25 protein-coding genes are annotated in these 24,061 nt (G+C 64.0%); 20 read left to right on the top strand and 5 right to left on the bottom strand.

The window, feature by feature from the left end; all coding sequences use genetic code 11:
• Nucleotides 1-112 precede the first annotated feature (112 nt).
• The 7 genes from ACVOMF_RS11320 (at nucleotide 113) to groL (ending at nucleotide 6,919) form a co-directional block, all read left to right on the top strand.
• Nucleotides 113-520 carry a type IV pilin protein gene (locus ACVOMF_RS11320; RefSeq protein ID WP_481509378.1) on the top strand — a complete coding sequence of 136 codons (408 nt, stop codon included), beginning with the start codon at nucleotides 113-115 and terminating at the stop codon, nucleotides 518-520.
• Nucleotides 517-1,017 carry a prepilin-type N-terminal cleavage/methylation domain-containing protein gene (locus ACVOMF_RS11315; RefSeq protein WP_481509377.1) on the top strand — a complete coding sequence of 167 codons (501 nt, stop codon included), beginning with the start codon at nucleotides 517-519 and terminating at the stop codon, nucleotides 1,015-1,017. The genes ACVOMF_RS11320 and ACVOMF_RS11315 overlap by 4 nt, the downstream gene beginning before the upstream one ends.
• Nucleotides 1,001-1,420, top strand: a complete 420-nt coding sequence (locus ACVOMF_RS11310; RefSeq protein WP_481509376.1) for a hypothetical protein — start codon at nucleotides 1,001-1,003, stop codon at nucleotides 1,418-1,420. Before ACVOMF_RS11315 ends, ACVOMF_RS11310 begins: the two co-directional genes overlap by 17 nt.
• A 2-nt stretch (nucleotides 1,421-1,422) precedes the next feature.
• On the top strand, nucleotides 1,423-2,124 hold the full coding sequence (locus tag ACVOMF_RS11305) for a PilW family protein (RefSeq protein ID WP_481509375.1): 702 nt from the start codon (nucleotides 1,423-1,425) through the stop codon (nucleotides 2,122-2,124).
• Nucleotides 2,125-2,144: 20 nt separating this feature from the next.
• Nucleotides 2,145-4,460, top strand: coding sequence for a hypothetical protein (locus tag ACVOMF_RS11300; protein WP_481509374.1), 2,316 nt, complete (start codon nucleotides 2,145-2,147; stop codon nucleotides 4,458-4,460).
• A 440-nt stretch (nucleotides 4,461-4,900) separates the two neighbouring features.
• Complete coding sequence (locus ACVOMF_RS11295) at nucleotides 4,901-5,188, top strand: co-chaperone GroES (protein ID WP_282267469.1); 288 nt, start codon at nucleotides 4,901-4,903, stop codon at nucleotides 5,186-5,188.
• Nucleotides 5,189-5,272: 84 nt separating this feature from the next.
• Entirely contained in the window at nucleotides 5,273-6,919 is a 1,647-nt protein-coding gene (gene groL / locus ACVOMF_RS11290) for a chaperonin GroEL (RefSeq protein WP_481509373.1), read from the top strand.
• 419 nt (nucleotides 6,920-7,338) lie between these two features.
• Here the strand turns inward: groL and trxC are convergent, their stop codons facing one another.
• The 5 genes from trxC to ACVOMF_RS11265 form a co-directional block, all read right to left on the bottom strand.
• A complete protein-coding gene (gene trxC / locus ACVOMF_RS11285) occupies nucleotides 7,339-7,785 on the bottom strand; it encodes a thioredoxin TrxC (protein WP_481509372.1) in 447 nt (148 codons plus the stop codon).
• A gap of 76 nt (nucleotides 7,786-7,861) precedes the next feature.
• Complete coding sequence (locus ACVOMF_RS11280; RefSeq protein ID WP_481509371.1) at nucleotides 7,862-8,416, bottom strand: type II secretion system protein N; 555 nt, start codon at nucleotides 8,414-8,416, stop codon at nucleotides 7,862-7,864.
• A gap of 47 nt (nucleotides 8,417-8,463) precedes the next feature.
• Nucleotides 8,464-11,160 (bottom strand): M66 family metalloprotease, encoded by a 2,697-nt coding sequence (locus tag ACVOMF_RS11275; protein WP_481509370.1) that lies wholly within the window; start codon nucleotides 11,158-11,160, stop codon nucleotides 8,464-8,466.
• A 95-nt stretch (nucleotides 11,161-11,255) separates the two neighbouring features.
• Complete coding sequence (gene gspD, locus ACVOMF_RS11270) at nucleotides 11,256-13,172, bottom strand: type II secretion system secretin GspD (RefSeq protein WP_481509369.1); 1,917 nt, start codon at nucleotides 13,170-13,172, stop codon at nucleotides 11,256-11,258.
• Entirely contained in the window at nucleotides 13,169-13,624 is a 456-nt protein-coding gene (locus ACVOMF_RS11265; protein ID WP_481509368.1) for a type II secretion system protein N, read from the bottom strand. Before ACVOMF_RS11265 ends, gspD begins: the two co-directional genes overlap by 4 nt.
• Before the next feature lie 351 nt (nucleotides 13,625-13,975).
• On the opposite strand from ACVOMF_RS11265, the gene gspE reads away from it, so the two are divergent.
• The 13 genes from gspE to ACVOMF_RS11200 all read left to right on the top strand — a co-directional run bounded on the left by gspE (nucleotide 13,976) and on the right by ACVOMF_RS11200 (nucleotide 23,861).
• Nucleotides 13,976-15,439 carry a type II secretion system ATPase GspE gene (gspE, locus tag ACVOMF_RS11260; protein ID WP_481509389.1) on the top strand — a complete coding sequence of 488 codons (1,464 nt, stop codon included), beginning with the start codon at nucleotides 13,976-13,978 and terminating at the stop codon, nucleotides 15,437-15,439.
• A gap of 28 nt (nucleotides 15,440-15,467) precedes the next feature.
• Entirely contained in the window at nucleotides 15,468-16,673 is a 1,206-nt protein-coding gene (gene gspF / locus ACVOMF_RS11255) for a type II secretion system inner membrane protein GspF (RefSeq protein ID WP_481509367.1), read from the top strand.
• Between the two features lie 7 nt (nucleotides 16,674-16,680).
• Nucleotides 16,681-17,109 carry a type II secretion system major pseudopilin GspG gene (gene gspG / locus ACVOMF_RS11250; RefSeq protein ID WP_481509366.1) on the top strand — a complete coding sequence of 143 codons (429 nt, stop codon included), beginning with the start codon at nucleotides 16,681-16,683 and terminating at the stop codon, nucleotides 17,107-17,109.
• 2 nt (nucleotides 17,110-17,111) lie between these two features.
• Complete coding sequence (gene gspH / locus ACVOMF_RS11245; protein ID WP_481509365.1) at nucleotides 17,112-17,618, top strand: type II secretion system minor pseudopilin GspH; 507 nt, start codon at nucleotides 17,112-17,114, stop codon at nucleotides 17,616-17,618.
• The gene (gene gspI / locus ACVOMF_RS11240; RefSeq protein ID WP_481509364.1) at nucleotides 17,615-17,977 is read left to right on the top strand and encodes a type II secretion system minor pseudopilin GspI; all 363 of its coding nucleotides are present in this window, start codon (nucleotides 17,615-17,617) and stop codon (nucleotides 17,975-17,977) included. The genes gspH and gspI overlap by 4 nt, the downstream gene beginning before the upstream one ends.
• Nucleotides 17,974-18,588 carry a type II secretion system minor pseudopilin GspJ gene (gene gspJ, locus ACVOMF_RS11235; protein WP_481509363.1) on the top strand — a complete coding sequence of 205 codons (615 nt, stop codon included), beginning with the start codon at nucleotides 17,974-17,976 and terminating at the stop codon, nucleotides 18,586-18,588. Before gspI ends, gspJ begins: the two co-directional genes overlap by 4 nt.
• Nucleotides 18,585-19,529: a type II secretion system minor pseudopilin GspK gene (gene gspK / locus ACVOMF_RS11230; protein ID WP_481509362.1), complete on the top strand. Its 945-nt coding sequence runs from the start codon at nucleotides 18,585-18,587 to the stop codon at nucleotides 19,527-19,529. Before gspJ ends, gspK begins: the two co-directional genes overlap by 4 nt.
• A complete protein-coding gene (gene gspL, locus ACVOMF_RS11225; protein ID WP_481509361.1) occupies nucleotides 19,526-20,680 on the top strand; it encodes a type II secretion system protein GspL in 1,155 nt (384 codons plus the stop codon). The genes gspK and gspL overlap by 4 nt, the downstream gene beginning before the upstream one ends.
• A gap of 35 nt (nucleotides 20,681-20,715) precedes the next feature.
• A complete protein-coding gene (gspM, locus tag ACVOMF_RS11220; protein WP_481509360.1) occupies nucleotides 20,716-21,189 on the top strand; it encodes a type II secretion system protein GspM in 474 nt (157 codons plus the stop codon).
• A gap of 261 nt (nucleotides 21,190-21,450) precedes the next feature.
• Nucleotides 21,451-22,524, top strand: a complete 1,074-nt coding sequence (locus ACVOMF_RS11215) for a 3-deoxy-7-phosphoheptulonate synthase (RefSeq protein WP_481509359.1) — start codon at nucleotides 21,451-21,453, stop codon at nucleotides 22,522-22,524.
• A gap of 119 nt (nucleotides 22,525-22,643) precedes the next feature.
• Nucleotides 22,644-23,117, top strand: coding sequence for a hypothetical protein (locus ACVOMF_RS11210; RefSeq protein ID WP_481509358.1), 474 nt, complete (start codon nucleotides 22,644-22,646; stop codon nucleotides 23,115-23,117).
• Between the two features lie 21 nt (nucleotides 23,118-23,138).
• Nucleotides 23,139-23,396: a GIY-YIG nuclease family protein gene (locus ACVOMF_RS11205; protein WP_481509357.1), complete on the top strand. Its 258-nt coding sequence runs from the start codon at nucleotides 23,139-23,141 to the stop codon at nucleotides 23,394-23,396.
• A 129-nt stretch (nucleotides 23,397-23,525) separates the two neighbouring features.
• On the top strand, nucleotides 23,526-23,861 hold the full coding sequence (locus ACVOMF_RS11200) for a YegP family protein (RefSeq protein WP_481509356.1): 336 nt from the start codon (nucleotides 23,526-23,528) through the stop codon (nucleotides 23,859-23,861).
• Nucleotides 23,862-24,061: the final 200 nt, after the last annotated feature.

Below are 24,061 nucleotides of genomic sequence, written 5' to 3'. Positions count from 1 at the left end.
CGGCCGATCACAGTTTCACCTGTTCTTTATCTGACTGAAGATGAAGGCCACTTCTTACGAAGTGCCATTCCACGACGGATGCACCTGTTCGCAAGGCTCTACAGGGGGGCGTATGCAACAACGCAACAATCGAGGCTTCACGCTGATCGAACTGATGATTGTCGTGGCCATCATCGCCATCCTGGCTGCCATCGCCATACCGCTGTATTCGGACTACGTACTGCGCGCCAAGATCCGAACAGCGCAGAGTGATTTGATGGCGTTGTCCAGTACGGTCGAAAACCATCGCCAGCGTACCCTCGGCTACCCAGCCACCGATGCAGCCGCCAAGAAGGGCTGGAATGCGGCGACCAAGGCTGGCCAGTTCACCTATAGCTACACCGCCAGCAGCGGTGGCTACGAGCTGAAGGCGGTTGCCGGCAGCGCGTTGGGCAAGGCCAGTGGTTGTACCTTGAAGCTCGATTCTGGCAATGGGCGCACGGTTTCAGGCAGCTGTGCCGGCGTGAGTGACTGGCCATGAGTCGGCGCGCCACGGGCTTTTCACTGGTCGAATTGATGGTGACCCTGGCAGTGATGGCGGTGTTGGCGCTGGCGGGCATGCCGTTTGCGCGGCAGTGGATCGACAGCAACCGGCAGATGCAGGCGCGCAACCTGCTATGGGAGGCTGTTGCGCAGACCCGTTCGTTGGCACTGCGCAACCCGGAACACGTCACTGGCGCGGCAACTTCGGCGCGACTGCAGCGAAGTGAGCGGAACCTGCAGGTACTGCGTGGCGCTGGCAACCAGGTGCTGTGGCAGGGCGAGTTGCCGCGCGGTGGAGACTACCGGCTAACCGCTGGCAACGACTATGCCGATGCCGAGGAGCTGCAAGCCTCGGCCGATCTGCTGACCTGTGTGGCCTTCGACAACCGTGGGCAACGCCTGCCAGATGCGGCCAGCTGCAGCAGTGGCATCACCCATTCGCGCATTGCCATCGGCATGAACAGCCAGGATCCGCTCTATGTCGATCTGCTTTGATCCGCCACGCCGCCAGCGCGGTGACATCATGCTCGAGGCTCTGGTCGGGGTGCTGATCACCAGCATCATCGGTGCCGGTCTGGCCCACGTAGTGGCCAACGTGATGAACAGCCAGCGCGACGCCAAGGTGGAAAACCTGATGGTCGAGCGCCTGCGTGACAGTCTGCACGGCCAAGGCGTAGGCCTGTGTGGCAGCAATACGCTGCAAATCAGCCTACCCAACGGTGCTACGAAAAACGCAGCGGTCAGTTGCGAGGCGGCAACCGCCACCTTGGCCATGGCAGGCGTGGAACGCACTGTGGAAGCGCCGCAACGGGTAGACCTGAAAGTGGCTGCCGGCGATATCGGCAGCAAGGGTGCCAGCGAGAACGACCCCGATCTCCTTGTTTCCACGAGGCAATGAGCATGCACGCGCACACCGCCCCGCGGCTAGGCCGCCAGCAGCAATGCGGACAGAGCCTGATCAGCATGATGGTGGGTCTGCTGATCTCGCTGATCACCATTGCCGCGATGATGACGCTGTACAAGACGATGGTTGAAGTTTCCAGCAACGCATCGCGTTCTGCATTGCGCGATGGCCAGGTATCAGCGGCGTTGCTGTCGGCGCAGATGGACCTGCAGAGCGCTGGCTTCGGCGTGCCGGCGGCTGACAGTTTGAACAGCAAGCTGTACGTGCGCGAGGCGGGCAAGGAGCTGGTCTGGCGATACAAGGCTGAACTCAATGCGAGCGATTATGTCTGCTCGGGACTGCGCCTGGTCGACGGTGAAGGCCTGTACCGCTTCACTCCCAAAGCCTGCAGCGATGCCCAGGCAATCACATGGGGAAGCAATGAGCGGCACCTGCTTGCAGGCAGTGCGGCGTTCTTCACTCCCATGCAGAAGGACGGTAGCGCTTTCGACTCGGGTGAGCAGGAAGTCGGCGCGATGAGCTTGGCGCCAGGCTATGTGTTTTCGCTCAAGGGTGAGCGTCAATGCCTGCCCTACATGCAGCAGGATCTCAGTACCTCGCCTACTGCCGCGGTCGGGCAGCAACTGGCGTTGGAGCGCAGTGATGCCAGCAGCCATCTGTTCCTGGCCTGCCTGCCCAATCTTGCAGTGACCAGCTGATGCATAAGGAGCGTGTGCGCATGGACAGGAATCGCTTTTCCGCATTGAAGCGGCAGCGTGGCGTAGCCACGTTGCTGATCGTATTGATGGTTGGTCTGGCGGTATCGGTCACTGTTGCTGCAACCGTTTACTCGCTGCGCGGTACTCAATCGCAGCAGCTTACAACCCATTCGGCCACGGCCGCGCAGGCAGCGGCCTGGCGCGGGGTGGAAGCACTGCGCCTGTACCTGCTGGCGGTGGAAAAGCCGGTATGGCCGGGCTGGGTGGGCAATGCTGAAAAGCCGGTCACCGGCCTGGAGGCGTTGGGGGTCAGCAAGGCGCTGGTGACAGCGGTGGAAGCGACCGGCAGCAACCAGTATCGGGTGATTGCCCAGGTCACCGGTCGGGCGGGTGTCGGCTCGGGCCTGACCACGGCAACAGTGGAGGTCGTTTACGACGTGGTGCCGGGCAATGGCATGCCGGGCGTGCCACCGGTATGTCATTCCATGCCCAATGCGCCGGTGGTGTTCAACGGCGACGTCAAGCTGGATGGTGAAGGCACTCAGGTGGTTGACGACAAGTACGACTACGAGAACATCGTCGTCTCCGGCAAGCTGACCATCGGCGCCGGCGGAAAGGGCAAGGTCTCCGGCTGCGCCAAGGGGGCGATTACCGTCACCGGTGGTGATATCGCTGACAACGGCCACCTGCATTCGGAAAGCCAGCTGATCATCGGTGGCATGAATTTCCCCGCCGGTGCGCGGCTTTGGGCACGCGAGATTACCTTCAATGGTGGCAGCGGCGGTCCACTCGCCCGGGCCTGGGCCGGTGCCTACGACACCGTGGTGTATGCCAACGGTGTGGCAGTGGGTGAAGCCCGGGTGGGTGGCAGCCTGATCCCTTCCACTGTCTCCGGTGGTGTGCCGTGGACCCAGGGCACGGTGCTGCCCACGGCACTGGCACGGGTCAAGGTGACCTTGGCACAGGGCAAGGGCACGCCGGATGAGGTGAACTTCCTGCTCAATCTGCCAGCCCTGGACATGGCCAAGGCCGTCGACAGTTCCACCGGTGAACTGCGCGGCGCCGGCGCGGTGATGGAGCAGCTGTCAGGTCCGGAGGAAACCGCATTCCGTTCGGCCGTACTCAGCTTCAAGGCCAAGGCCATTCACGGCGGTGGGTTCACCCAGGGCAGCGGTGCTACCACCGATATCGCCGATGCCTGGGGGTGGAACCTCGGCCTGGGCAGTGACAACCGTCGCTACGAGCGCGTGCGTGCCGCCGGTAGTCTGGCAATCCAATACCAGGGCGTACGCATCGGTGAATTTGCCGGTGGCGGTGAGATCTGGGCGCAGAGCGGCAATGATGCCGGTGCGGGTTTCCCGGCAGTCATTGGGCGTACTGCTGGTTACCGCTACCACGGCGGCGGCAAGAAGCTGATGACCGAGGCCATGAAACCGGCAGGCTTTGCCGTCCAGGGCAGCCAAGGTGGCTTTTCACCGGGGCTGCCGGGCCTGCCCTACTGCGATGTGCGCACCAACTACATCGATGCCGATGTCTATCGTGACCAATCCAACTACATCTTCGATGCCAATGGTGGCAAGCCGCAGTTGACCATCCGCAATGTCACCAGCGCCGATGGCGTGGTGATCGGTGCTGCCACTGGAACCGTCTATCCCCTGACCAATCCCGATGCGGCGCAGCTCAAGGTGCTGGAAGACCTGTTTGCCTGTGGTAGCTGGGCGGGTGCGGACAAGGGTTGCCGGGCCATGTACAGCAACGGCCGCTGGAACCTGCAGCCACAGAAGACGCCGCCGGGAATCTTCTGGTTCGACGGCCCGCTGGAGGTGCGATCAGCCAACCCCATCGTCGGCACGTTGATCGTGCGCGGCAACCTGGGGTTGAGCGACGGTGGCGGCAGCAAGTTGCTGGAAGCCCCCAACTTCGCCGGCGTGGCCAAGGTCTGTGGCGGCGCGTACTACCCCACCAACCTGTGTGCCAGTCGCAACGCGTTCGTGACCTGGGAGGATGCCCAAGGCGTCGTCTATACCGGTGCGGCCATCGGCAACGCGGCGGTGATTGCCAGCGGTGGCCTCAATGCGCAGAGCTGGACCAGCATCCGCGGCTCGGTGGTGCTGGGCAAGAAGATCGTGGTGGGCGGTGCAAAGGTGAACATCGAAGGCAGCCTGAGCGTTGGCAACAACGAGTTTTCGCAGATTGATATCGGCGCCACCGGCATGAAGGTGGAAACCCCGCAGGACTGGAAGAACCTTGGGCAGCTACCGGTGTGCAGCAAGGGCAGTCAGTCCTTGCCGACAACACCGGGAACCGCCGCCGTGCAGTGGTCGCGCTATCTCTGAAGCAGACAATAAGAATCGCCGCGTAGGCGGCAGCTCTCTCTTGCTGGCGTGCCCCGCTTATCCCCCGGGGCGCGCCTTTTTTTTTGCGGCTGCGTCAATCGAGACCAAGCTTGACGGTCACACAACGCCATTCGCGGCAGGTGTTGATGATGCTGAAGCTGGCAACGGCCGGGGGGCAGACGGGCCACATGCCGTGACGTCTTTGGGGGCAGCTGCAGCGGGGTGGGGGGATTGCCCTGGTGGCGGCCGCAAAGGCGGACCCCCGGCCCTGACAGCGGGGATGATCAATTTGCTGGCCCGCCCTTGAAAGGCCCCCAGCCAGCCCCATCTCCCAAACAAGCCCGCACGACGGGCCTTTTTACGCGTGATGCCGACGTCCCCCTGTTTCCCAGTCGGTGTCGCCGGAATTTCAGGCCAATCAATTACTTAAGAGGTCCTTCATGAGCATCAAGCCGCTTCACGACCGCGTTGTGGTCAAGCCGATCGAAGCCGACGAAATCTCCGCCGGCGGCATCCTGATCCCGGATTCGGCCAAGGAAAAGTCCACCAAGGGTGAAGTCGTGGCCGTGGGCCCGGGCAAGCCGCTGGACAACGGTTCGGTGCGTACCCCGTCGCTGAAGGTTGGCGACAAGGTCATTTACGGCCAATACGCCGGTTCGTCCTACAAGGCCGAAGGCGTCGAGTACAAGGTGCTGCGCGAAGACGACGTGCTTGCCGTCATCGGCTGAGCTGCCGCGCCACCTGTTCCTGTAAACCCCCTTTCCCGATAAAAGCAGCCGAGCTCGGCTCGGCTCTACTCAGAGGTAATCGCAATGGCTGCCAAGGATATTCGTTTCGGTGAAGACGCCCGTTCGCGCATGGTGCGCGGCGTCAACGTTCTCGCCAATGCCGTCAAGGCAACCCTGGGCCCGAAGGGCCGCAACGTCGTGCTCGAGAAGAGCTTCGGCGCCCCGACCATCACCAAGGATGGCGTGTCCGTTGCCAAGGAAATCGAACTGGCTGACAAGTTCGAGAACATGGGCGCGCAGATGGTGAAGGAAGTTGCTTCGCGCACCAATGACGACGCTGGCGACGGCACCACCACCGCCACCGTGCTGGCCCAGGCCCTGATCCGCGAAGGCGCCAAGGCCGTTGCCGCCGGCATGAACCCGATGGACCTCAAGCGCGGTATCGACAAGGCCGTGATCGCCGCCGTCGCCGAGCTGAAGAACATCTCCAAGCCCACCGCTGACGACAAGGCCATCGCCCAGGTCGGCACCATCTCGGCCAACTCGGACGAGTCGATCGGCAACATCATCGCCGAAGCGATGAAGAAGGTTGGCAAGGAAGGCGTGATCACCGTTGAAGAAGGCTCGGGCCTGGAGAACGAGCTGGACGTCGTCGAAGGCATGCAGTTCGACCGCGGCTACCTGTCGCCGTACTTCATCAACAACCAGCAGTCGCAGACCGCTGACCTGGAAGATCCGTACATCCTGCTGCACGACAAGAAGATCTCCAACGTGCGTGATCTGCTGCCGGTGCTGGAAGGCGTCGCCAAGGCAGGCAAGCCGCTGCTGATCATCGCCGAAGATATCGAAGGCGAAGCGCTGGCTACCCTGGTGGTCAACACCATCCGTGGCATCGTCAAGGTCGTGGCCGTCAAGGCACCGGGCTTCGGCGACCGTCGCAAGGCGATGCTGGAAGACATGGCCGTGCTGACCGGCGGCACCGTGATCTCCGAAGAAGTTGGCCTGTCGCTGGAAAAGGCCACCATCAAGGACCTGGGCCGCGCCAAGAAGGTGCAGGTTTCCAAGGAAAACACCACCGTCATCGACGGCGCTGGCGACGTTGCCGGCATCGAGTCGCGCGTCAAGCAGATCAAGACCCAGATCGAAGAAACCTCTTCGGACTACGATCGCGAAAAGCTGCAGGAACGCGTTGCCAAGCTGGCTGGCGGCGTTGCCGTGATCAAGGTCGGTGCTTCGACCGAAATCGAAATGAAGGAAAAGAAGGACCGCGTTGACGACGCCCTGCACGCTACCCGCGCAGCCGTCGAAGAAGGCGTGGTCCCGGGCGGCGGCGTTGCGCTGGTGCGCGCTGTCACCGCTCTGGCTGGCCTGAAGGGCAACAACGAAGACCAGAACCACGGCATCCAGATCGCCCTGCGCGCGATGGAAGCCCCGCTGCGCGAAATCGTTGCCAACGCCGGTGAAGAGCCGTCGGTCATCGTCAACAAGGTCAAGGAAGGCACTGGCAGCTTCGGTTACAACGCCGCTTCCGGCGAATTCGGCGACATGCTGGAATTCGGCATCCTGGACCCGACCAAGGTGACCCGTTCGGCACTGCAGAACGCAGCCTCGATCGCTGGCCTGATGATCACCACCGAAGCCATGGTTGCCGAAGCTCCGAAGAAGGACGAGCCGGCCATGGGCGGCGGCGGTATGGGCGGCATGGGTGGCATGGGCGGTATGGACTTCTAAGTCCACCGCAGCCTCACCGCTGCTTGTATTACACAAAACCCCGCCGCGAGGCGGGGTTTTGTTTTGTCCCTGGCGTGCGCCAAGGGCGCAGCGCAGGACCGTAGTGCCGAGCGATGCCTGGCAAGTGTTGCTTGTTTAGTGCCGAGCCATGCTCGGCATTGCAGCTTCAGCCCCTCTCCCGCGTGCGGGAGAGGGGTTGGGGTGAGGGCTGCTTTTCGCTGGGAAAGCTTATTGCCGAGCATGGCTCGGCACTACAGGTGAGGCGTTCGGGATTGCTGGGCAGGCCTCTGCCGAGCATGGCTCGGCACTACGGGTGAGGCGTTTGGGATTGCGGGGCGGGCCTCTGCCGAGCATGGCTCGGCACTACAGGTGAGGCGTTTGGGATTGCTGGGCAAGCCTCTGCCGAGCATGGCTCGGCACTACAGGTGCGAGTTTGCCCATTGCACGATGCTGCTGGCCGGCATCGCCCCGGATTGGCGTGCGATTTCGCGGCCGCCCTGGACCAGCACCATCGTCGGAATGCTGCGGATGGCATAGCGGGTGGCGATGGCCGGCTCCGCTTCCGTATCCAGTTTGCCCAGGCGCATGCGCGGCTCCAGCTGCACGGCGGCCTTGGCGAACTCTGGAGCCATCTGCCGGCACGGGCCGCACCAGCTGGCCCAGAAATCCACCAGCAGTGGAATCTGTGAGCGGCTGGCGTGTGCTTCGAAAGCCGCTGCGTTCAATGCAACCGGCGCGGCGGCGAACAGTGGCTGGTGGCAGCGCCCGCAGGATGGCGCTTGTGACAGGCGCGCAGCGGGGACGCGGTTGATTGCATTGCAGTGCGGGCAGGCAATCTGCAACAGATCGGACTGGGTGTCGCTCATCGGAATGACCATCGCACGTGGGATCGGCCATCAGTATGCGCTGTGTTGCTGAACCTGCAGTTGCAGGCTGCGCTGATCAGGGCGCGTTGCACAGCCCCAGCGCGGTCAGCTCGGCCTTCTGTGCATCGGGCAGTGCCGTCATCGTGGCGGTGTCACTGCAGGCGGCGCGCACTGCATCAAGATTGTCGGCGCGCAAAATCGCGGCGTCATTGCTTGAAGCTGCGGTGTTGTCGCTGCCGGTGCTTGTCGCTTTCAGATCGTTTGGCGCGCGCGCTGGCTGTTTGCGTGCCCCAGCTTGGCCGAGCAGTCGCAGGGTAAACAGTTGCGAGCCACGGGCGATGACGATGTGGTCGTGGGCAATGGCGTGCAGGCGCAGGCCGCTGCCGATCTGCTCGCCAACGTGCAGCATCTGTGACGCCGCGCTGGCTTGCTGCACTACTGCCAACGAGCGCTCGGCCTGCGGATGCACGAAGGTTGCCAGCAGTCGTGGTGCCTGCGTGGCGCTGGCTGCGTACAGCGGTGGCCGCTGGTTGTGGGCATCGGATTGCGCCATCGCGACGCCGGTGATGCTGCAGCCCACGCCAATGGCCAGGCAAGTGATCAGTCGCAGTGGTGGAAAAGGTGGGTTCATTTGCATGCGCGAAAGCCCGGGGCGCGGTGGCCCCGGGCGGTTGCTGATTACTGGATGTTCAAACCACGCAGCACAACCAGGTTGTTGGGGCTGAGCAGCGCCAGCAAAGCGTTGTCACTGGCGCTCAGTCCGGTCCAACGCTGGTTTGCACCACCGCTGCAGGCGTAGGTGATCAACTTGCCACGGCCTGCGGTCAGGAAGCCGTCAGACAGGTCCAGGCAGCTGCCATTGCGACCAATCTTCGGCAATGCGCTGAGGTCGAACATCTGCGCATCCAGCGTGCGATCACATCTGTTCAAGGTCACCGCGGCATTGTTGCCGCCGTTGCCGGACAGGCACATCGCCGGGTTGGCCGCGCTGTGGATCGCGCCGCGCAGATCGGCCATCCACAGCTCGTTGTCGGCACCGCTGCAGGTGCTGGCATCGGCAATGTAGACCGACAGCTTGCCATCGACCGTCTCGGTCTTCAGGCAGTGCTTGCTGTTGGTGACCAACATTTGCTGTGCAGCCGGCAACAACGGTGTCTTGCGCAGGCCCAGGGTATCCAGCAGTTTCTTGAGTGCTTCCACTGCAGCGGTGTTGTTGCTGGCCTGCAGGTCGGCGCGGTAACGGGTCATCCAGCGATTCAGGCGTGTGGCCTTGGCCTCCTGGGCGATGTAGGCATCACGCACCTGGCGGGCTTCACTGGAGAGGCCGCTGGCATCGTCGCCCCAGCTTGCGTACAACAGGTTGCCGCGCGCACCGAGGTTGATCAGTGGCTTGCCAGCGGCGGCTGCCAGCATGGTGTCCAGCTCGGGCAGTTCGACCGCGCGCAACGCGCTGTAACCGGCTTCCTTGCCCACCACTACCGGTGCCTTCATCGGCGGCAGGTTCTGCGGGAAGCTCATCGTTGCCAGGGTGCTGACCGCTGCGCCGGCCTCCTGGCATTGCAGGTTGGCCTGTTGCGGCTTGTCGGCCTGGGCCAGGTTGATATGCAGTTTGTTGACCGAGCCGTTCTGCAGGACGTTGCCAGCCACAGCGATGCGCTTGCTGCTGCCACCGTTGAACGTCACCTCCAGCCAGCATTGGCGGCTGCTGGTATTGGCGACCGGGGCGGGCAGGTCGAACACATTGCCCCAGTTGCCGCGGAACGCGGGGTAGAGCAGGGCATTGCCGGTGCTGGGGTCGTAACCGCCGAGCACGGTGAAGACCGGTGTGCCAACCAGGCGTGGCTTCAGGTAGTTGCCGTCGGCCGAGTTGAAGAACAACTCCTTGTTGGTCGGCACCTTGCCGGTCACCGGTTCCATCCTGCGCGTGTCCGCGTTCCAGCCCAGGTAGCCGGTGCTCGAACTCTGGCTCGGCACCGGTTTGTTCAAGCGCGGCTGGATCGCGATCCTGGTGCTGTAGCCGGTGTAGTGCGTGTAGCGCGACAGCGCGCTGGAATAGTTGCCGCCCGCCATCGCATCGGTGGCGAAGCTATAGGTGTCGTCGTAGATCGGCATGCCGCCGAGGCCGTCAGTCTTGGCACGGCTCCAATGCAGGTTGCCGCGCATGCGCTTGCGGTAGGAGATGTAGCCCCAGCCGCTGTCATGGTGGTGGCCGGACAGGAAGTAATTGTCACCGGATTGACCAGGGTAATGGCCCAGCCCGTAGTGGTGGCCGATCTCGTGGCTGAACTCGTTGCCGCTGGTGGAGTACAGCGTGAGCATGCCGTTGCCGCCGCTCAGGCCGTGGCTCTGTACGCCGTTGCTATACCTGCCCACCGCATGGTGCGCCACCACATTCTGGAACCACTGTGGCTGCGACTGCCCGGCCATGCCGGAGGCGGTGGCGCCGAAGTTGGCCAGGTTGATGCCAACGCTGACCGTGGACTTGCCGGTGTTTTCGCGCATGTCGCCGGAGTACACGCCGCCTTCGCCGGCGCTGGCGGTGTCGTAGATGGTGCCGTTGGCGACCATCACCTTGTCCAGCTGCATCGGTTCGTAATAGGCGACGGTGAAACGCGCGGCCGGAATGGTCTGGAAGTAGTCGGCTGCGCCCTGTTCCGGGTTCTTCAACAACCAGAACGTATCGCTCTCGGCCGGCGGTGCGGTCAGCATGCCCAGGCGGATGCTGTGCACCACCAGTTCCGCTGGTGCGCCGAACTCGATCTTGTCGGCGGCCAGGCTGCCGTTGCGGGAGGTGTTGTCAGTGATGCTCAGGCTCATGCCTGGCTTGACCCAGTCCCACGGCAGCGGCACCGACCAGGCGCGGCGGGAGTAGTTGTAGTCGGGGCGGCCGTCGTTGTTGTTGTAGTCCGAGCGGTACATCGCGTTCGGGTGCAGCAGGTCCAGTGTGCCCTTGACGGCACCGTCGATGGACACGGTGACCTTGACCGATTCGACGCCCTGCAACGAAGGGTCCGGCGTGACCAGCAGCAGTGCGGCGCGCTCGGTGGTCAGGCGCGGCATGTTTTTGGCCTCGTTGCCGCTGGGGTCGACGGTGTGGCTCTGCGCGAACTGGATCATTGCCGGCAGATTGCCGGCCAGATCATTGCGTACTGCCCGGGTGGCGCCGCTGGCGTCGATGTCGTAGAAGCCCTTGAGCTCGACTTCGTCATAGGCCGCACTGGTCGGTTCCGGGTACGGATCGGCCGGGGTGGGCGTGCCGCCGCCGGTGTTGCCACCGCCATTGCTACCACCACCGCCGCCACCGCCACCACAGGCAGCCAGCAAGGCAGTGGAAAGCGCCAGAACAAGGACGCGTGGATTGAGTGCGTTCTTCAAGAATTGCTCCCCTTGGTTTTGAAGTACTACAGGTTGGTGCGGTTGGCAGGCACCCGCGTCCCCACGCCCGGGTGCCATTGCAGCCACGGGCCGCGTCAGTTGCCGGTGGCCGGTGGACTGACGCGGTTGGATGCAGGGTCGGCGTTGAACAGCTGTTCGGCCGACGCGGGCAGCGGGTTGGCGTATTTGCCGCCAGTGCTTGGTGCGCCGCGCAGATCCAGGTACTTGCGCGCGCTCATGTCGTTGGCCGCGCTCTGCCCGAGAATCACGCTGGGGCGCAGGAAAACCATCAGGTTGCGCTTGACCCGGGTGTCGCTGGTGGAGCTGAACAAGCGGCCCAGGCCAGGGATGCTGCCGAGCAGTGGCACGCTGGAGCGGGTATGGGTGACGTCGTCCTGGATCAGGCCGCCCAACACGATCACCTGCCCGTCATTGGCCAGGATGGTGCTCTTGATGGAGCGCTTGTTGGTGATGACATCGGACAGGGTGATACCGCTGGGTGTAGGCGCCAGCGAGGAGATTTCCTGTTCGATCTCCAGCCGCAGCGTGCCGCCCTGGTTGATGTGCGGCGTCACCTTCAAGGTCACGCCGATGTCCTGGCGCTGGATGGTGGTGAACGGATTGCTGGTGCCATCGCCGGTGGTGGTATACGAGCCGGTCTGGAACGGCACGTTCTGGCCGACCAGTATTTCCGCTGGCTCGTGGTCAAGGGTCAGCAGGGTCGGCGTGGACAGCAGGTTGTTCTTGGAATTGGTCGACAGTGCGGTCACCAGCGCACCGAAGTTGCTGTTGCCGATGCCGAGGATGGCGCCGGATGGCAGCGACGTTGGCGGCGTGCCGGCCGCCAGTGAGCTGAGCAGGGTGCCGATCGACATGCCGGTGTTGTTGAAGTTGACGCCACCCACGCCATTGCTGCGTGAGCCGCCATCCAGTGCCCACTGCACGCCCAGGGCATCCTCGATGTCGCCGGAAATCTCGACGATGGCCGCTTCCACCAGCACCTGCGAGCGTGGGATGTCCAGCTGCCGGACGATGTCGCTCAGCACCTGCAGCATCTCGGGTTTGGCGTGGATGACCACCGCATTGAGGCTTTCATCGGCACGGATCAAGGTGCCGATCTGGGTCTGCTTGTCATCGCCTTCCTGCTTGATGGAATCGCCGATCGCGCCAAGCGTCTGCGCCATCTGTTTGGCATCGCCATGCTGCAGGCGAATCACCTGGGTGGTGGTCGAGCGCGGTGCGTCCACGTCCAGCGAGCGGGCCAGTGCCAGCAGCCGTTCGCGGGCCTGCTCGGGGCCGAAGATCAGCAGGCGGTTGGTGCGGGTATCGGCCAGTACCTTGCTGCTGCTGGTGCCGGCGCTACCGGCGACGCTGGCCTGCAACAGCTTCTGCAGGCTTTCCACGCTTGCGTAGCGCACCTCATAGGCGCTGTGCGCATGCAGCCTGGGCGCGTCCAGCTGCCGCAGCAAGGCCTCGATGCGGGCGATATTGCCGCGTCTATCACTGATGATCAGCGCATTGGCGGTGGGTACTGCGGCCAGGTGGGCATTGGCCGGTACCAGCGGACGCAGCATCGGCAGCAGATCGGTGACGCTGCCGTTCTGTACGCTCAGTACGCGGGTTTCAATCGCGTCTGGGCCGCGGCCGCGGCCGTCGGCAAATACGTGTGCTTCGTCGTTTGGCACAACCCGGGTCTGGGCATCTTCTTCAATCACCGCGAAGCCGTGCACGGTCATCACCGACAGGAACAGCCGACGGACCTCGGGCAGCGTCATCGGCTCCTGCGTGGTCACGCTGACATCGCCGACCACCCGTGGGTCGACGATCAAGGTGTCGCCGGTGATATTTGCCACCGCGCCAATGAAGTCACGGATATCCGTGTCCTTCATGTTGATGCTCCATTGCTGGGACGCATCGCTGGCTGGTGTGGCGCTGAGTGTTGCCGAAGCTAGTGCCAGCAAGGACAGCAGCGTTATCCCGCGCAGCCAGCTGCGTGCGGTCGCGCGGATCATTTGGCACCGCCTGCAGGCTGCGTTGCTGCTGCGCTGGGGAAGTCGAGCCTGCCTTCCACGCCATTACGAGTGAACAGCACATGGTCGTGGGCGATCAGCTGCAGCACGACGCCGGGCAGGAACTCGTCACCTACCAAGGCGTTGAATGCACCTTGGCCTTCGATGTTGATCAGTGCCTGCGACTGCGAAGGGTCAGCGGCGACGATGCAGCCCTGCAGCTGCACGCCTGGCAGATTGGCTGCGCCCGTGGCCGCAGGATTGCCGAACAGCCGTTGCAGCAGTTGCGGCGACAGCTGAGGAACGCTCGCTGGCTCGGCGCTGGCGGTGACCTGCGGGCGGCTCATCTGCAGATACAGCTGACGCGCTTGCCAGCACAGCGCAGCGGCCGCGGAAAGTGTGATGAGGATCGCGACGATTTTTGGCAGCAGCTTGGAAGTATCAGACTGGAACATCGGTGTTACGGCATCTCCCTTGGCAAAATCCGCGCGCACAAGGGGAAGCTCGCTGCACTTTTCAGGCAACGTCGCGCTAAAGATCTCTGGTTTTCCCCTGTTTTCGCGGTGTCAGATTTTGCGAAGCCGGTACTCTAGCTGCGTATGTAAGAGAGTGCGATGCGGATACGTACGGAAGTGTGATCGTCATCCGGAAAGCGACGTCGAAGACACGCCTTTTTGCCCGGAACATGGCATTTTCCGGGCACGTTTTTTCAGGGGAAAGTGTGACGTCGCTCTGCGCAGTGATGTCACCTTGCAGCATTGATGTTTGAAATGGAGCTCACGGCGTCGCCGGCATCTGCTGGCGGCATGCCGACATTGCGCCTGCCGTTTGCGTTCGCGCGCCGCTACGGCGTGTTGCTGGATGATGCTGGTCGCCAGATCGTCTGCCGCAGCGATACCAGCTTCAGCGCGCTGGCTGAAGTACAGCGTATTGCCGGTTGCGCACTGTCGCAGCAGATCGTGGCCGACGATGCGTTCGAGCTGGCACTGCAGCAGGCCTACCAGCAGGACTCCGGCACCGCCATGAGCATGGCCGACGAGCTCGGCGACAGCCTTGATCTGGCCAGCCTGGTGGAAGGCATGTCGCAGGTGGAGGACCTGCTGGACCAGCAGGACGATGCACCGATCATCCGCCTGATCAACGCCCTGCTGGGTGAGGCGTTGGCCGAGCATGCCTCCGATATCCATATCGAGTCATTCGAGCGCCGCTTGGTGGTGCGCTTCCGTGTGGATGGCATCCTGCGTGACGTGGTCGAGCCGCGGCGCGAGCTGGCAGCGTTGCTGGTGTCGCGCATCAAAGTGATGGCGCGGCTGGATATCGCCGAGAAGCGGCTGCCGCAGGACGGCCGTATCTCGGTGCGGGTGGGTGGGCGCGAAGTGGATATCCGTGTTTCCACCCTGCCTGCGGCCAATGGCGAGCGGGTGGTGCTGCGCCTGCTGGACAAACAATCCGGGCAGTTGTCGCTGCAGCACCTCGGCATGCGGGTGCGCGATGTCGGGGTGATGCAGGCGATGCTATGCAGGCCGCACGGCATCGTGCTGGTCACCGGTCCCACCGGCGCTGGCAAGAGCACCACGCTATATGCTGGCCTGCGCGCCATCAACAACCGCCAGCGCAACATCCTCACCGTCGAAGATCCGATCGAGTACCACCTGGATGGGGTCGGCCAGACCCAGGTCAACGGCCGCATCGACATGACCTTCGCACGCGGCCTGCGCGCGATCCTTCGCCAGGACCCCGACGTGCTGATGGTCGGTGAGATCCGTGACAGCGAAACCGCGCGCATCGCCGTACAGGCCTCGCTTACCGGCCACCTGCTGTTGTCGACCCTGCATACCAACAGTGCGGTCGGTGCGGTCACCCGTCTGCTCGATATGGGCATTGAATCCTTCCTGCTGTCCTCCTCGCTGCTCGGTGTGCTGGCACAGCGGCTGGTGCGCAGGCTGTGCCCGAAGTGTCGGGTGGCAACGCCGGCCTCCAGCGCCGAGTGCGCGCAGTTGGGCATGGAAGCCTGGCAACGGCCACTGCTGTTCCGCGCGGTTGGCTGCGATCACTGCAAAGGCCAGGGTTACCGGGGCCGTACCGGCATCTACGAGCTGGTCGAGTTCGGTCCCGAGCTGCGTGCGCTGGTGCATGCCGGTGCGGGCGAGGCCGAGTTGCTGGAGCAGGCGCGGCACCAGGGACCATCGATGTTGGACGACGGCCGCGCCAAGGTGCTCGATGGCGTGACAACGCTGGAAGAAGTACTGCGGGTAGGACGCGACCTGTGAGTGTCCGGGTCGTGCGGAGTAGTGATTGATGGCTGCGTTCGAGTATCTGGCCTTGTCCGCCGATGGCCGTCGCCGCAAGGGCGTGGTCGAGGCCGACAGTGCACGTCAGGCACGCCAGCAGTTGCGTGAGCGCAATCTGGCACCGGTGCAGGTGGAGCCGGTCGCGACGCGCGAAGGCGCGGCCAGCGGCAATGGTGGCGGGCGTATCGGCAGCGCCGACCTGGCTCTGCTGACCCGGCAGCTGGCCACCTTGGTGCAGGCCGCGTTGCCGGTGGAGGAAGCCCTGCGCGCGGTCGCCGCACAGACCAGCAAGCCGCGCATACGTGCCACCTTGTTGGCGGTACGCGGCAGGATTCTGGAAGGGCACGGCTTGGCTGCCGCGCTGGCGGTGTATCCGCGGGCGTTTCCCGCGATCTATCGGAGCATGGTCGCGGCAGGCGAACGTGGCCATCTCGGCGTGGTGCTGGAACAGCTGGCCGACTACACCGAGCAGCGCCAGCAGTCACGGCAGCGGATCCAGCTGGCCTTGTTGTATCCGCTGATCCTGCTGGTGGTGGCGGGCTTGATCGTTGGCTTCCTGCTGGGCTATGTGGTGCCGGATGTGATCGATGTCTTCGTCGATTCCGGCCAGGCCCTGCCTTGGCTGACCCGTGCGCTGGTGGCCAGCAGCAACGCGCTCAGCCAGTGGGGGCCGTGGTTGCTACCCGTGCTGGCCGCTGCCGCTGTGTTGGCCTGGCGTGTGTTGCAGCAGCCGGCCAAGCGCTTGCGCTGTGACACGGCGTTGCTGCAGCTGCCGCTGTTCGGCCTGCTGCTGCGTGACCTGGATGCCGCGCGCTTTGCTTCCACGCTTGCAATCCTGGCGCGTAGCGGCGTGCCGTTGGTGGGTGCGCTGCGTATCGCCGCACAGGTGGTTGGCAATCAGTGCATCAAGGCCGGCCTGCTGCAGGCTGAAGTCGTTGTGCGCGAGGGCGGCAGTCTGACCCGCGCGCTGGAGCAGCACACGCCACTGCCGCCGATGCTGCTGCACATGGTCGCCGCAGGGGAGAAATCCGGTGCGCTGGACGCGATGCTGGCACGCGCCGCACGCAACCAGGAAGCCGATCTGGCCGCGCGCATCGCCTTGCTGATCGGCGTGTTCGAGCCTTTCATGCTGCTGCTGATGGGCGCGGTGGTGTTGTTGATCGTGCTGGCCATCCTGCTGCCGATCATGTCCTTGAACCAACTGGTGGGTTGAAACAGCAATGAACGTATCGGCAAAACAGCAGGCCGGCTTCACCCTGATAGAAATCATGGTGGTCGTGGTGATCATCGGCATCCTTGCCGCGCTGGTGGTGCCCAAGGTGATGGGACGGCCTGACCAGGCCAAGGTCACCGTCGCCCGCGGCGATCTCAAGGCGATCGCCTCGGCACTGGAAATGTATCGGCTGGACAACCGCCGCTATCCGGATACCCAGCAGGGCCTGGAAGCACTGGTACAGCGTCCGCCCAGCGGTGCCGACAAATGGAATCCTGAGGGTTACCTCGGGCGCCTGCCGGTTGATCCCTGGGGCAAGCCCTATCTGTACCTGGCACCGGGCAGCAAGGGCGGCTATGACCTGTGGAGCTACGGTGCCGATGGTCGCGAAGGCGGCGATGCACTGGATGCCGACCTGGACAGCAGGGACATCTGAGCGTGCGGCATACGCGCGGCTTCACCCTGGTGGAAGTACTGGTGGTGGTGGTGATCATTGGCGTGCTGGCCGGTGCGGTCGGCTTGTCCGGGGCGGCGCGTGGCGATGGCCATGTGCTGCGCGAGGAAGCCGAGCGCTTTGCTGCGGTGCTGCGCCTGCTCGCCGATGAGGCCGTGCAGGACAACCGCGAGTACGGCGTGCGCATCAGCACGCAGGGCTACGAGGTGCACGCCTATGACGCCCGTGATGGGCGCTGGCGGGCGCAGCCGGACTGGTCATCGCGACAGCTGCCGCAGGCCATGCAGCTGACGCTGAGCGTGGAAGGCACCCCGGTTGCATTGGCGGATGCCGGCACCGATGCACAGCCGCCGCAGATCGTGTTGTCGTCCTCGGCGCAATCGACACCCTTCAGCGCAACGCTGACTGCCACTGACAGACATGGTCTTGCTTTTCGGATCATCGCCGACGGCTTCAATGAGCCGCGGGTGCAGCAGGTGTCGTCGCAATGAAGCCGGCGCGTGGATTCACTTTGCTGGAAGTAATGGTGGCGCTGGCGGTACTGGCTGTGGTCGCGGCGATGGTGCATGTCACCCTGCAGCGCCATGTGCACAACGCGCGCCTGCTGGAGAGCCGTGCGTTGGCCGGCTGGCTGGCCGATACCACCCTGGCTGAGCTGCAGTTGCAGGGTGCAGCGGCACCGGGCAGTAGTGAAGTCATTGTCGAACAGGGCGGTCGACGCTGGCGGGTGCGGTGCGAGATACAGGCCACCGCCGAGCCGCAGCTACGGCTGGTGCAGCTGCGGGTGGCGGATGCGGACAGCGAGGATGGTGGCGTCAGCCTGACTGGTTTCGTCGGGGTGGGGCAGTGAAACCGCGTGCAGATTCCGGCTTTACCCTGCTGGAAGTGCTGGTCGCGGTGGCGATCTTCGCTCTGATTGGCATTGCCAGCCATCGTCTGCTGGTGTCCGCGATACGTGTGGATTCACAGACTCGGGAGCAGGAGCAGCAGTTGCGGCAACTGCTGCGGGCGATGACCAGCCTGGAACGCGATGTCGAGCAGGCCGTCGTGCGGCCGGTACTGGCCAATGACAGTAGCGATGAGCCTGCATTCTGGAGCGATCCCGACGGACAAGGCCTGCACTGGACGCGTGCTGGCTGGAGCAATCCGCAGGCCATGCGGCGCGCGCAATTGCAGCGGGTGCACTGGCGCTATGAAGGCTCGTATCTGCTGCGCGAGTACTGGCCGGTGCTGGACCGCGCCAACGACAGCGCTGCGCAGCGGCAACAGGTTCTGCAGAACATCACCGCCCTGCATTGGCGTTATCTGGATCGGCAGGGCATATGGCGCACGCAATGGCAGGCTACGGAGACGCAGCCACTGCCCCGCGCGTTGGAAGTGCGCATTGAGCACCCGCGGTTTGGCGTGCTGCGGCGGGTGTTGTTGCTGCCCGCAAGCGATGCTGGGAGGCAGTCACCATGAAGCGAATGCAGCAAGGCGTCGCGCTTATCACAGTGCTGCTGGTGGTGGCGCTGGCGGCCACCGTGTGTGCGGCCCTGGTCACTCGCCAGCAGCTATCGATACGTGCCAGTGCAAACCAGCTGCATGCACGCCAGGCCTGGCAGTACGCGCGCGGTGGTGAGCAGCTGGCCAGTGCCATGCTGACGGCGGATCTGCGCGAGCGTGCGGGCATTGATCATCGCGGGGAGTCTTGGGCGCAGGGTTTGCCGGTATATCCAGTGGACGGTGGTCAGCTGAGTGTGTCGATCGACGATCTCTCCGGCCGCTTCAATCTCAACAGCGTTGTACAGAACGGCGAACTGGATGGCGCTGCATTTGCACGCCTGCAGCGCCTGCTGATGCTGTTGCGGATGGACCCGCAATTGGCCTGGCATCTGGTGGCCTGGCTGGCGCCATCATTGGCGCCGGATATGATCCGTCTTTCCAGCGAGCGCGAATACCAGCGCCGCCAGCCGGCGTATCGGCCGGCGCGACGTGCCCTGCAGGATGTCAGTGAGTTGCGCTTGCTGGCTGGCGTCGATGACGCGGTCTACCAGCGCCTGCTGCCGCATGTCAGCGCGCTACCGGCAACGGCTGCGCTCAATCTCAATACCGCCGATCCGCTGCTGTTGGCCAGTCTCGCCGATGGGCTCGGCCTTGCCGATGGCCAACGCTTGGCCGCCGCTCGCGCTGGCAATGGTTTTGCCAGCGTCGATGAGGTGCTGGCACAGCCGCTACTGCAGCGACGGCTGGTGGCACGCAGCGGTTTGGCGGTGCGTAGCAACTGGTTCCTCGCCAGCACTGAAGTCGTCATCGGCGAACGCCGCCTGCGCCTGCTCAGCACCTTGCGCCGCGATACGGGCAGCGTGCAGGTGGTTGCCCGGCAGTTGGCCCCCCCTGCATTTCCCGAGAAAGATCAATGAAGCCACAACTGCCATTGCCATGCCTGTTCCTGCCTGCATGGTGCAGTGCGAGCCTGCAGGATGATCTGCAGGTCAGCTGGAGCGATGGTCAGCGGGCCGCGCAGCTGCCCTTGCGTGAGGCGCTGGCAACACTCAAGGGCCGCACGATCGCCTTGATCGTGCCGGTTGAGCACGTCGCCAGCTGTGCCGTCAGCCTGCCCGCGGGTAGCAGACACTGGCAGCTGAAAGCCATGCCCTATGCGCTGGAGCCGCTGCTTGCCGAAGAGGTGGAAGGCATGCATCTGGTCCTGGGCGAACGCCTGCACGATGGTCAGCACCGGGTGGTGGCCATCAAGCGTGCTCTGCTGCAGTCTTGGCTGCACTATCTGCGCGAGAACGGTGTGCGGGTAAACGCAATCCATGTGGATGCGGACCTGCTACCGAACGAGCCTGCAAGCCTGTGCTGGGGCAGTGCCCGTTGCCTGTTGGCCGATGCCAATGGGCTGCGGCTCGCGCTGACGCCAACGCAGCTACCTGCAGTGCTGGAGCGGCTGCCAGCAACCTGTAAGGTATTCCACGCCCTCGATGACGAACCGGTGTTGCCGGGGGGAGCGAAAGTCGGACTGCAGATGTTCGACGGCACGCAGCCGACGTGGATGGCCGGGCAGTGTTCGCATGCATTGAATCTGGCACAGGGAGAATTTGCTGCCGCTTCAAGCCTGCGCCTGCAACACTGGAAGCCAGTGGCGTGGTCACTGGTGGCTGTTCTGCTGGCGCAGCTTGCATTCGATGGCGCACAGGCGTGGTTGCTGAACCAGCAGGCAGCCGCTTATCGGCAGGCCAACGAAGCCATCTACAAGGGTTTGTTCCCGCAGGAACAGCGCATCGTCGACCTGAAAGCGCAGTTCGACCAACATCTACGCCAAGGCAGTTCCGCCACCCAGCTGCAGGCTTTGCTGGCAGCGGTTGCCGAGGCCATGCCGGCCACGGCGGAGGTGCAGTTGCGACGGATGCACTACCAGGCCGGGCAGGGCGAACTGCTGCTGCAATTGCAGGGCGAACACTCGGCGTTGCAGAGGCTGCAGCAAGGTCTGCAGGCCAGGCAGTTGCGGGTGAAGGAGACGCGCTTGGATGAGGCTGATCTGCAATTGGTAGTTGGAGTGGCGCAATGAGCACGACTTTTTCAAACACATTTGGAATGCAGGTCATGCGTGATCGGATCGCCGCGCGCTGGCACCTGTTGGCACCGCGCGAGCGCACCGCATTGCAGCTGTTGCTGGTGTTCGCGGCCGTGCTGGCATTCTGGTTTGGTGCATGGGTGCCGACCCGCGAAGCTCTGCAGCAGGCCCGCAGCAGTGTGATCACGGAGCAACAGTTGCAGGGGCATCTGCGTGCCAATGCGCCACGTTTGATTGCAGCCGCACAGCGCACTGCTATGCCAAACCCGGAGCAGCTGCCCGCGCTGCTGACAGCGGCGGCGGACAAGCATGGGCTGGCAATCAACGGGGTGCAGCAGGTGGATCAGCGCATCAAGCTTGCGTTGAGTGGTGCACCAGCTGATGTGATGGTGTGGTTGCAAGCGCTGCACGGCATGGGCGTTTCCGTGGATGAGCTGACACTCGCACAGCAGCCCGATGCAAGCTGGAATGGCGAGGTGTCGTTGCTCGTTTCGCGAAGCTGAACGTGACGACGGCAGGGTCTGTTGCCGCTGAAACTGTCGCATCGCACAAAAAACCGTGTTATCAATGTTCCCCATGAACGCAGTCCGCGCCAGCTTTTACTTTTGGTATTACTTTCCCAAGCCGCTGGCGGAGGAAGGACTGCGCTTACCCTGAAGAAACTTTCAGATGCATTCCCGAAAAGCCGCCAGCGAACCTGGCGGCTTTTTTCATGCCGCCACGCTGGGGCCAAACCATTCACTCGCTTTGAACTGGAGACCCCCATGCCCCCCCATACCGACGATCTGCGCATCCGCAAACTTGAACCCCTGACCTCGCCGGCGCAGCTGCTGGCGCTGCTGCCCTGTGACGAGGAAGCCTCGCAGACCGTGGCCGACGCTCGTGCCTCGCTGCACCGCATCCTGCATGGCCAGGACGACCGTCTGGCCGTCGTGGTCGGCCCCTGCTCGATACATGATCCGGTGGCGGCAATCGAATACGCCCAGCGCCTGCGTCCGCTGCGTGATGCGCTGGCTGGCGAGCTTGAGATCGTGATGCGCGTGTACTTCGAGAAGCCGCGGACCACGGTCGGCTGGAAGGGCCTGATCAACGACCCGGACCTGGACGGCAGCTTCAACATCAACAAGGGCCTGCGCGTGGCGCGCGGCCTGTTGCGTGACATCAACCGCCTCGGCCTGCCGGCCGGCGTGGAGTTCCTGGACGTGATCTCGCCGCAATACATCGCCGACCTGGTGGCCTGGGGCGCGATTGGTGCGCGCACCACCGAAAGCCAGGTGCACCGCGAGCTGGCCTCCGGCCTGTCGTGCCCGGTCGGCTTCAAGAACGGCACTACCGGTGATGTGAAGATCGCCGCCGATGCAGTCGGCGCGGCCTCGCACCCGCACCACTTCCTGTCGGTGACCAAGGAAGGCGGCACCGCCATCGTCGCCACCCGCGGTAATCCGGATTGCCACGTGATCCTGCGCGGCGGCAAGACCCCGAACTACGATGCTGCCAGCGTGCAGGCCGCCAGCGAGGTGCTGGCCAAGTCGCAGCTGCCGGCGCGGCTGATGATCGACGCCAGCCACGCCAACAGCAGCAAGAAGCCGGAAAACCAGCCCAAGGTCATCGATGACATTGCTACCCAGCTGGAAGCCGGTGAGCAGCGCATTGTCGGGGTGATGATCGAAAGCCACCTGGTCGCCGGTCGCCAGGACCTGGTCGAAGGTCAGCCGCTGGTCTACGGCCAGAGCATCACCGACGGCTGTATCGATTGGGACAGCACCGTGCAGGTACTGGAGCGTCTGGCCGATGCGGTGCGTGCCCGCCGCCGCGCCCAGCTGGAAGCGGCCGCCTGAGGATTCCGTGACAGTTTCACTGGCGCACATCGGGCTGCCCGCGTAATTTACGCGGCGGGGGGCGGCAAGCCTCCCGCCTGCTGTGGAGACAGGGGAGCACCGTTTCCGGCAGGAAGCCTATGAATCAACGCTCCATGGAGAAGGAACTGATGCGTACCCGTATGTGCACCGTGGCATTGGCATTGATGCTGGTCCCGTCGTTGGCGTTGGCCAAGAAGGAAGTTGTGGACTCGGGCAGCGGCTGCCTGCAGAACCTGTCGGTAGCCGGTGGCTTCACCAGCGGCAAGCAGTTCCTGGCCTCGACCGAGCACGAAGGTGTCAGCTACGCCGACGCGTTCGCCAAGACCGTTGCCGCGATCGAAGCCGAAGGCATGGTTGGTATCTACCCGAATGAGACCACCGGCTATATCGCCGCCGAAAACCCGGTCCGTGGCGGCGGTGGTTCAACCGTTCCGCTGCGCACCACCGTGCGTCGCCAGCCTGATGGCAGCGTCCGGGTCGAAGTGCGTTTCAGCATCAAGGGCGGCCAGATGACGTCCAACAAGGCCGTTGGCGAAGGCCTGTGCAAGATTGCCGACGCAGCAAGCCTGTAAGTCGGACAGGAGCAGGGGCAGGTGAAGGGTCTGTGGTTTCTGTATCTGCTGGAGTGCCGTGACGGCAGCTATTACGCGGGTATCAGTACCGATGTGCAGGCCCGCTTCCTGGCCCATGTTGCCGGCAAGGGGGCGCGCTATACCCGCGCGCACCCGCCGCTGCGGGTCCTGGCCAGCCGCGCCTATGCCGACCGCTCGGCCGCGTCACGCGCCGAATGGCAGATCAAGCAGCTACCGCGCGAGCGCAAGCTGGCCTGGCTGGAACGGACAGAAGATTGAGGTAGAGTCGCACCTGTAGCCGCGGCAGCTAGCGGCTTCCAACGTCCGGTCATCCGGACAACAGCCACGCATGCAGCGGCGGTAGCAGGGCGGCAGCGTGCCGGCATCATCCTCAAGCGGGGTATTGCAATGGCAGGTTGGTACGAGTTGGACAAGAGCAGCGACGGTCAGTTCTATTTCGTGCTCAAGGCAGGCAACGCCGAGGTCATCCTGACCAGCGAGCGTTACACCGCGCGTTCCGGGGCGGAGAACGGCATCGCCTCGGTGCAGAAGAACAGCCCGGACGAAGCGCACTATGAGCGCAAGACCGCCAGTGATGGTCGCTACCACTTCAATCTGAAAGCGGCCAACCACCAGGTGATCGGCAGCAGCCAGATGTATTCATCGCAGGCCGCGCGCGAAGCCGGCATCACCAGCGTCAAGGGCAACGGCCCCAGCACCACGATCAAGGACAAGACCGCGTAGCGGTGTTGTAGCTGTCGTAATGAAAAACCCCGGGAAAACCGGGGTTTTTCAATTGTAGTGGGGGGGGGGGGCGGGGGGGGGGGGCGGCGGGGGGGGGGCGGGGGGGGGCGGGGGGGGGTGGGGCGTGGGGGGCGGGGGGGGTGGGGGGGGGGGGGTGGGGGGGGGGGCTGGGGGGGGGGGGGGTCGGGGGGGGCGGGGGG

Source organism: Stenotrophomonas sp. STEN022, from assembly GCF_056760155.1.
The sequence above is the reverse complement of the archived record's forward strand: the minus strand, read 5'-3'. Positions and strand labels throughout refer to the sequence as shown.

Coding starts and splice junctions, on each gene's coding strand:
- ACVOMF_RS11320 (WP_481509378.1), top strand. CDS start 113: ATGCAACAACGCAACAATCGAGGCTTCACGCTGATCGAACTGATGATT.
- ACVOMF_RS11315 (WP_481509377.1), top strand. CDS start 517: ATGAGTCGGCGCGCCACGGGCTTTTCACTGGTCGAATTGATGGTGACC.
- ACVOMF_RS11310 (WP_481509376.1), top strand. CDS start 1,001: ATGTCGATCTGCTTTGATCCGCCACGCCGCCAGCGCGGTGACATCATG.
- ACVOMF_RS11305 (WP_481509375.1), top strand. CDS start 1,423: ATGCACGCGCACACCGCCCCGCGGCTAGGCCGCCAGCAGCAATGCGGA.
- ACVOMF_RS11300 (WP_481509374.1), top strand. CDS start 2,145: ATGGACAGGAATCGCTTTTCCGCATTGAAGCGGCAGCGTGGCGTAGCC.
- ACVOMF_RS11295 (WP_282267469.1), top strand. CDS start 4,901: ATGAGCATCAAGCCGCTTCACGACCGCGTTGTGGTCAAGCCGATCGAA.
- groL (WP_481509373.1), top strand. CDS start 5,273: ATGGCTGCCAAGGATATTCGTTTCGGTGAAGACGCCCGTTCGCGCATG.
- trxC (WP_481509372.1), bottom strand. CDS start 7,785: ATGAGCGACACCCAGTCCGATCTGTTGCAGATTGCCTGCCCGCACTGC.
- ACVOMF_RS11280 (WP_481509371.1), bottom strand. CDS start 8,416: ATGAACCCACCTTTTCCACCACTGCGACTGATCACTTGCCTGGCCATT.
- gspD (WP_481509369.1), bottom strand. CDS start 13,172: ATGATCCGCGCGACCGCACGCAGCTGGCTGCGCGGGATAACGCTGCTG.
- ACVOMF_RS11265 (WP_481509368.1), bottom strand. CDS start 13,624: ATGTTCCAGTCTGATACTTCCAAGCTGCTGCCAAAAATCGTCGCGATC.
- gspE (WP_481509389.1), top strand. CDS start 13,976: ATGCCGACATTGCGCCTGCCGTTTGCGTTCGCGCGCCGCTACGGCGTG.
- gspF (WP_481509367.1), top strand. CDS start 15,468: ATGGCTGCGTTCGAGTATCTGGCCTTGTCCGCCGATGGCCGTCGCCGC.
- gspG (WP_481509366.1), top strand. CDS start 16,681: ATGAACGTATCGGCAAAACAGCAGGCCGGCTTCACCCTGATAGAAATC.
- gspI (WP_481509364.1), top strand. CDS start 17,615: ATGAAGCCGGCGCGTGGATTCACTTTGCTGGAAGTAATGGTGGCGCTG.
- gspK (WP_481509362.1), top strand. CDS start 18,585: ATGAAGCGAATGCAGCAAGGCGTCGCGCTTATCACAGTGCTGCTGGTG.
- gspL (WP_481509361.1), top strand. CDS start 19,526: ATGAAGCCACAACTGCCATTGCCATGCCTGTTCCTGCCTGCATGGTGC.
- gspM (WP_481509360.1), top strand. CDS start 20,716: ATGCGTGATCGGATCGCCGCGCGCTGGCACCTGTTGGCACCGCGCGAG.
- ACVOMF_RS11215 (WP_481509359.1), top strand. CDS start 21,451: ATGCCCCCCCATACCGACGATCTGCGCATCCGCAAACTTGAACCCCTG.
- ACVOMF_RS11210 (WP_481509358.1), top strand. CDS start 22,644: ATGAATCAACGCTCCATGGAGAAGGAACTGATGCGTACCCGTATGTGC.
- ACVOMF_RS11200 (WP_481509356.1), top strand. CDS start 23,526: ATGGCAGGTTGGTACGAGTTGGACAAGAGCAGCGACGGTCAGTTCTAT.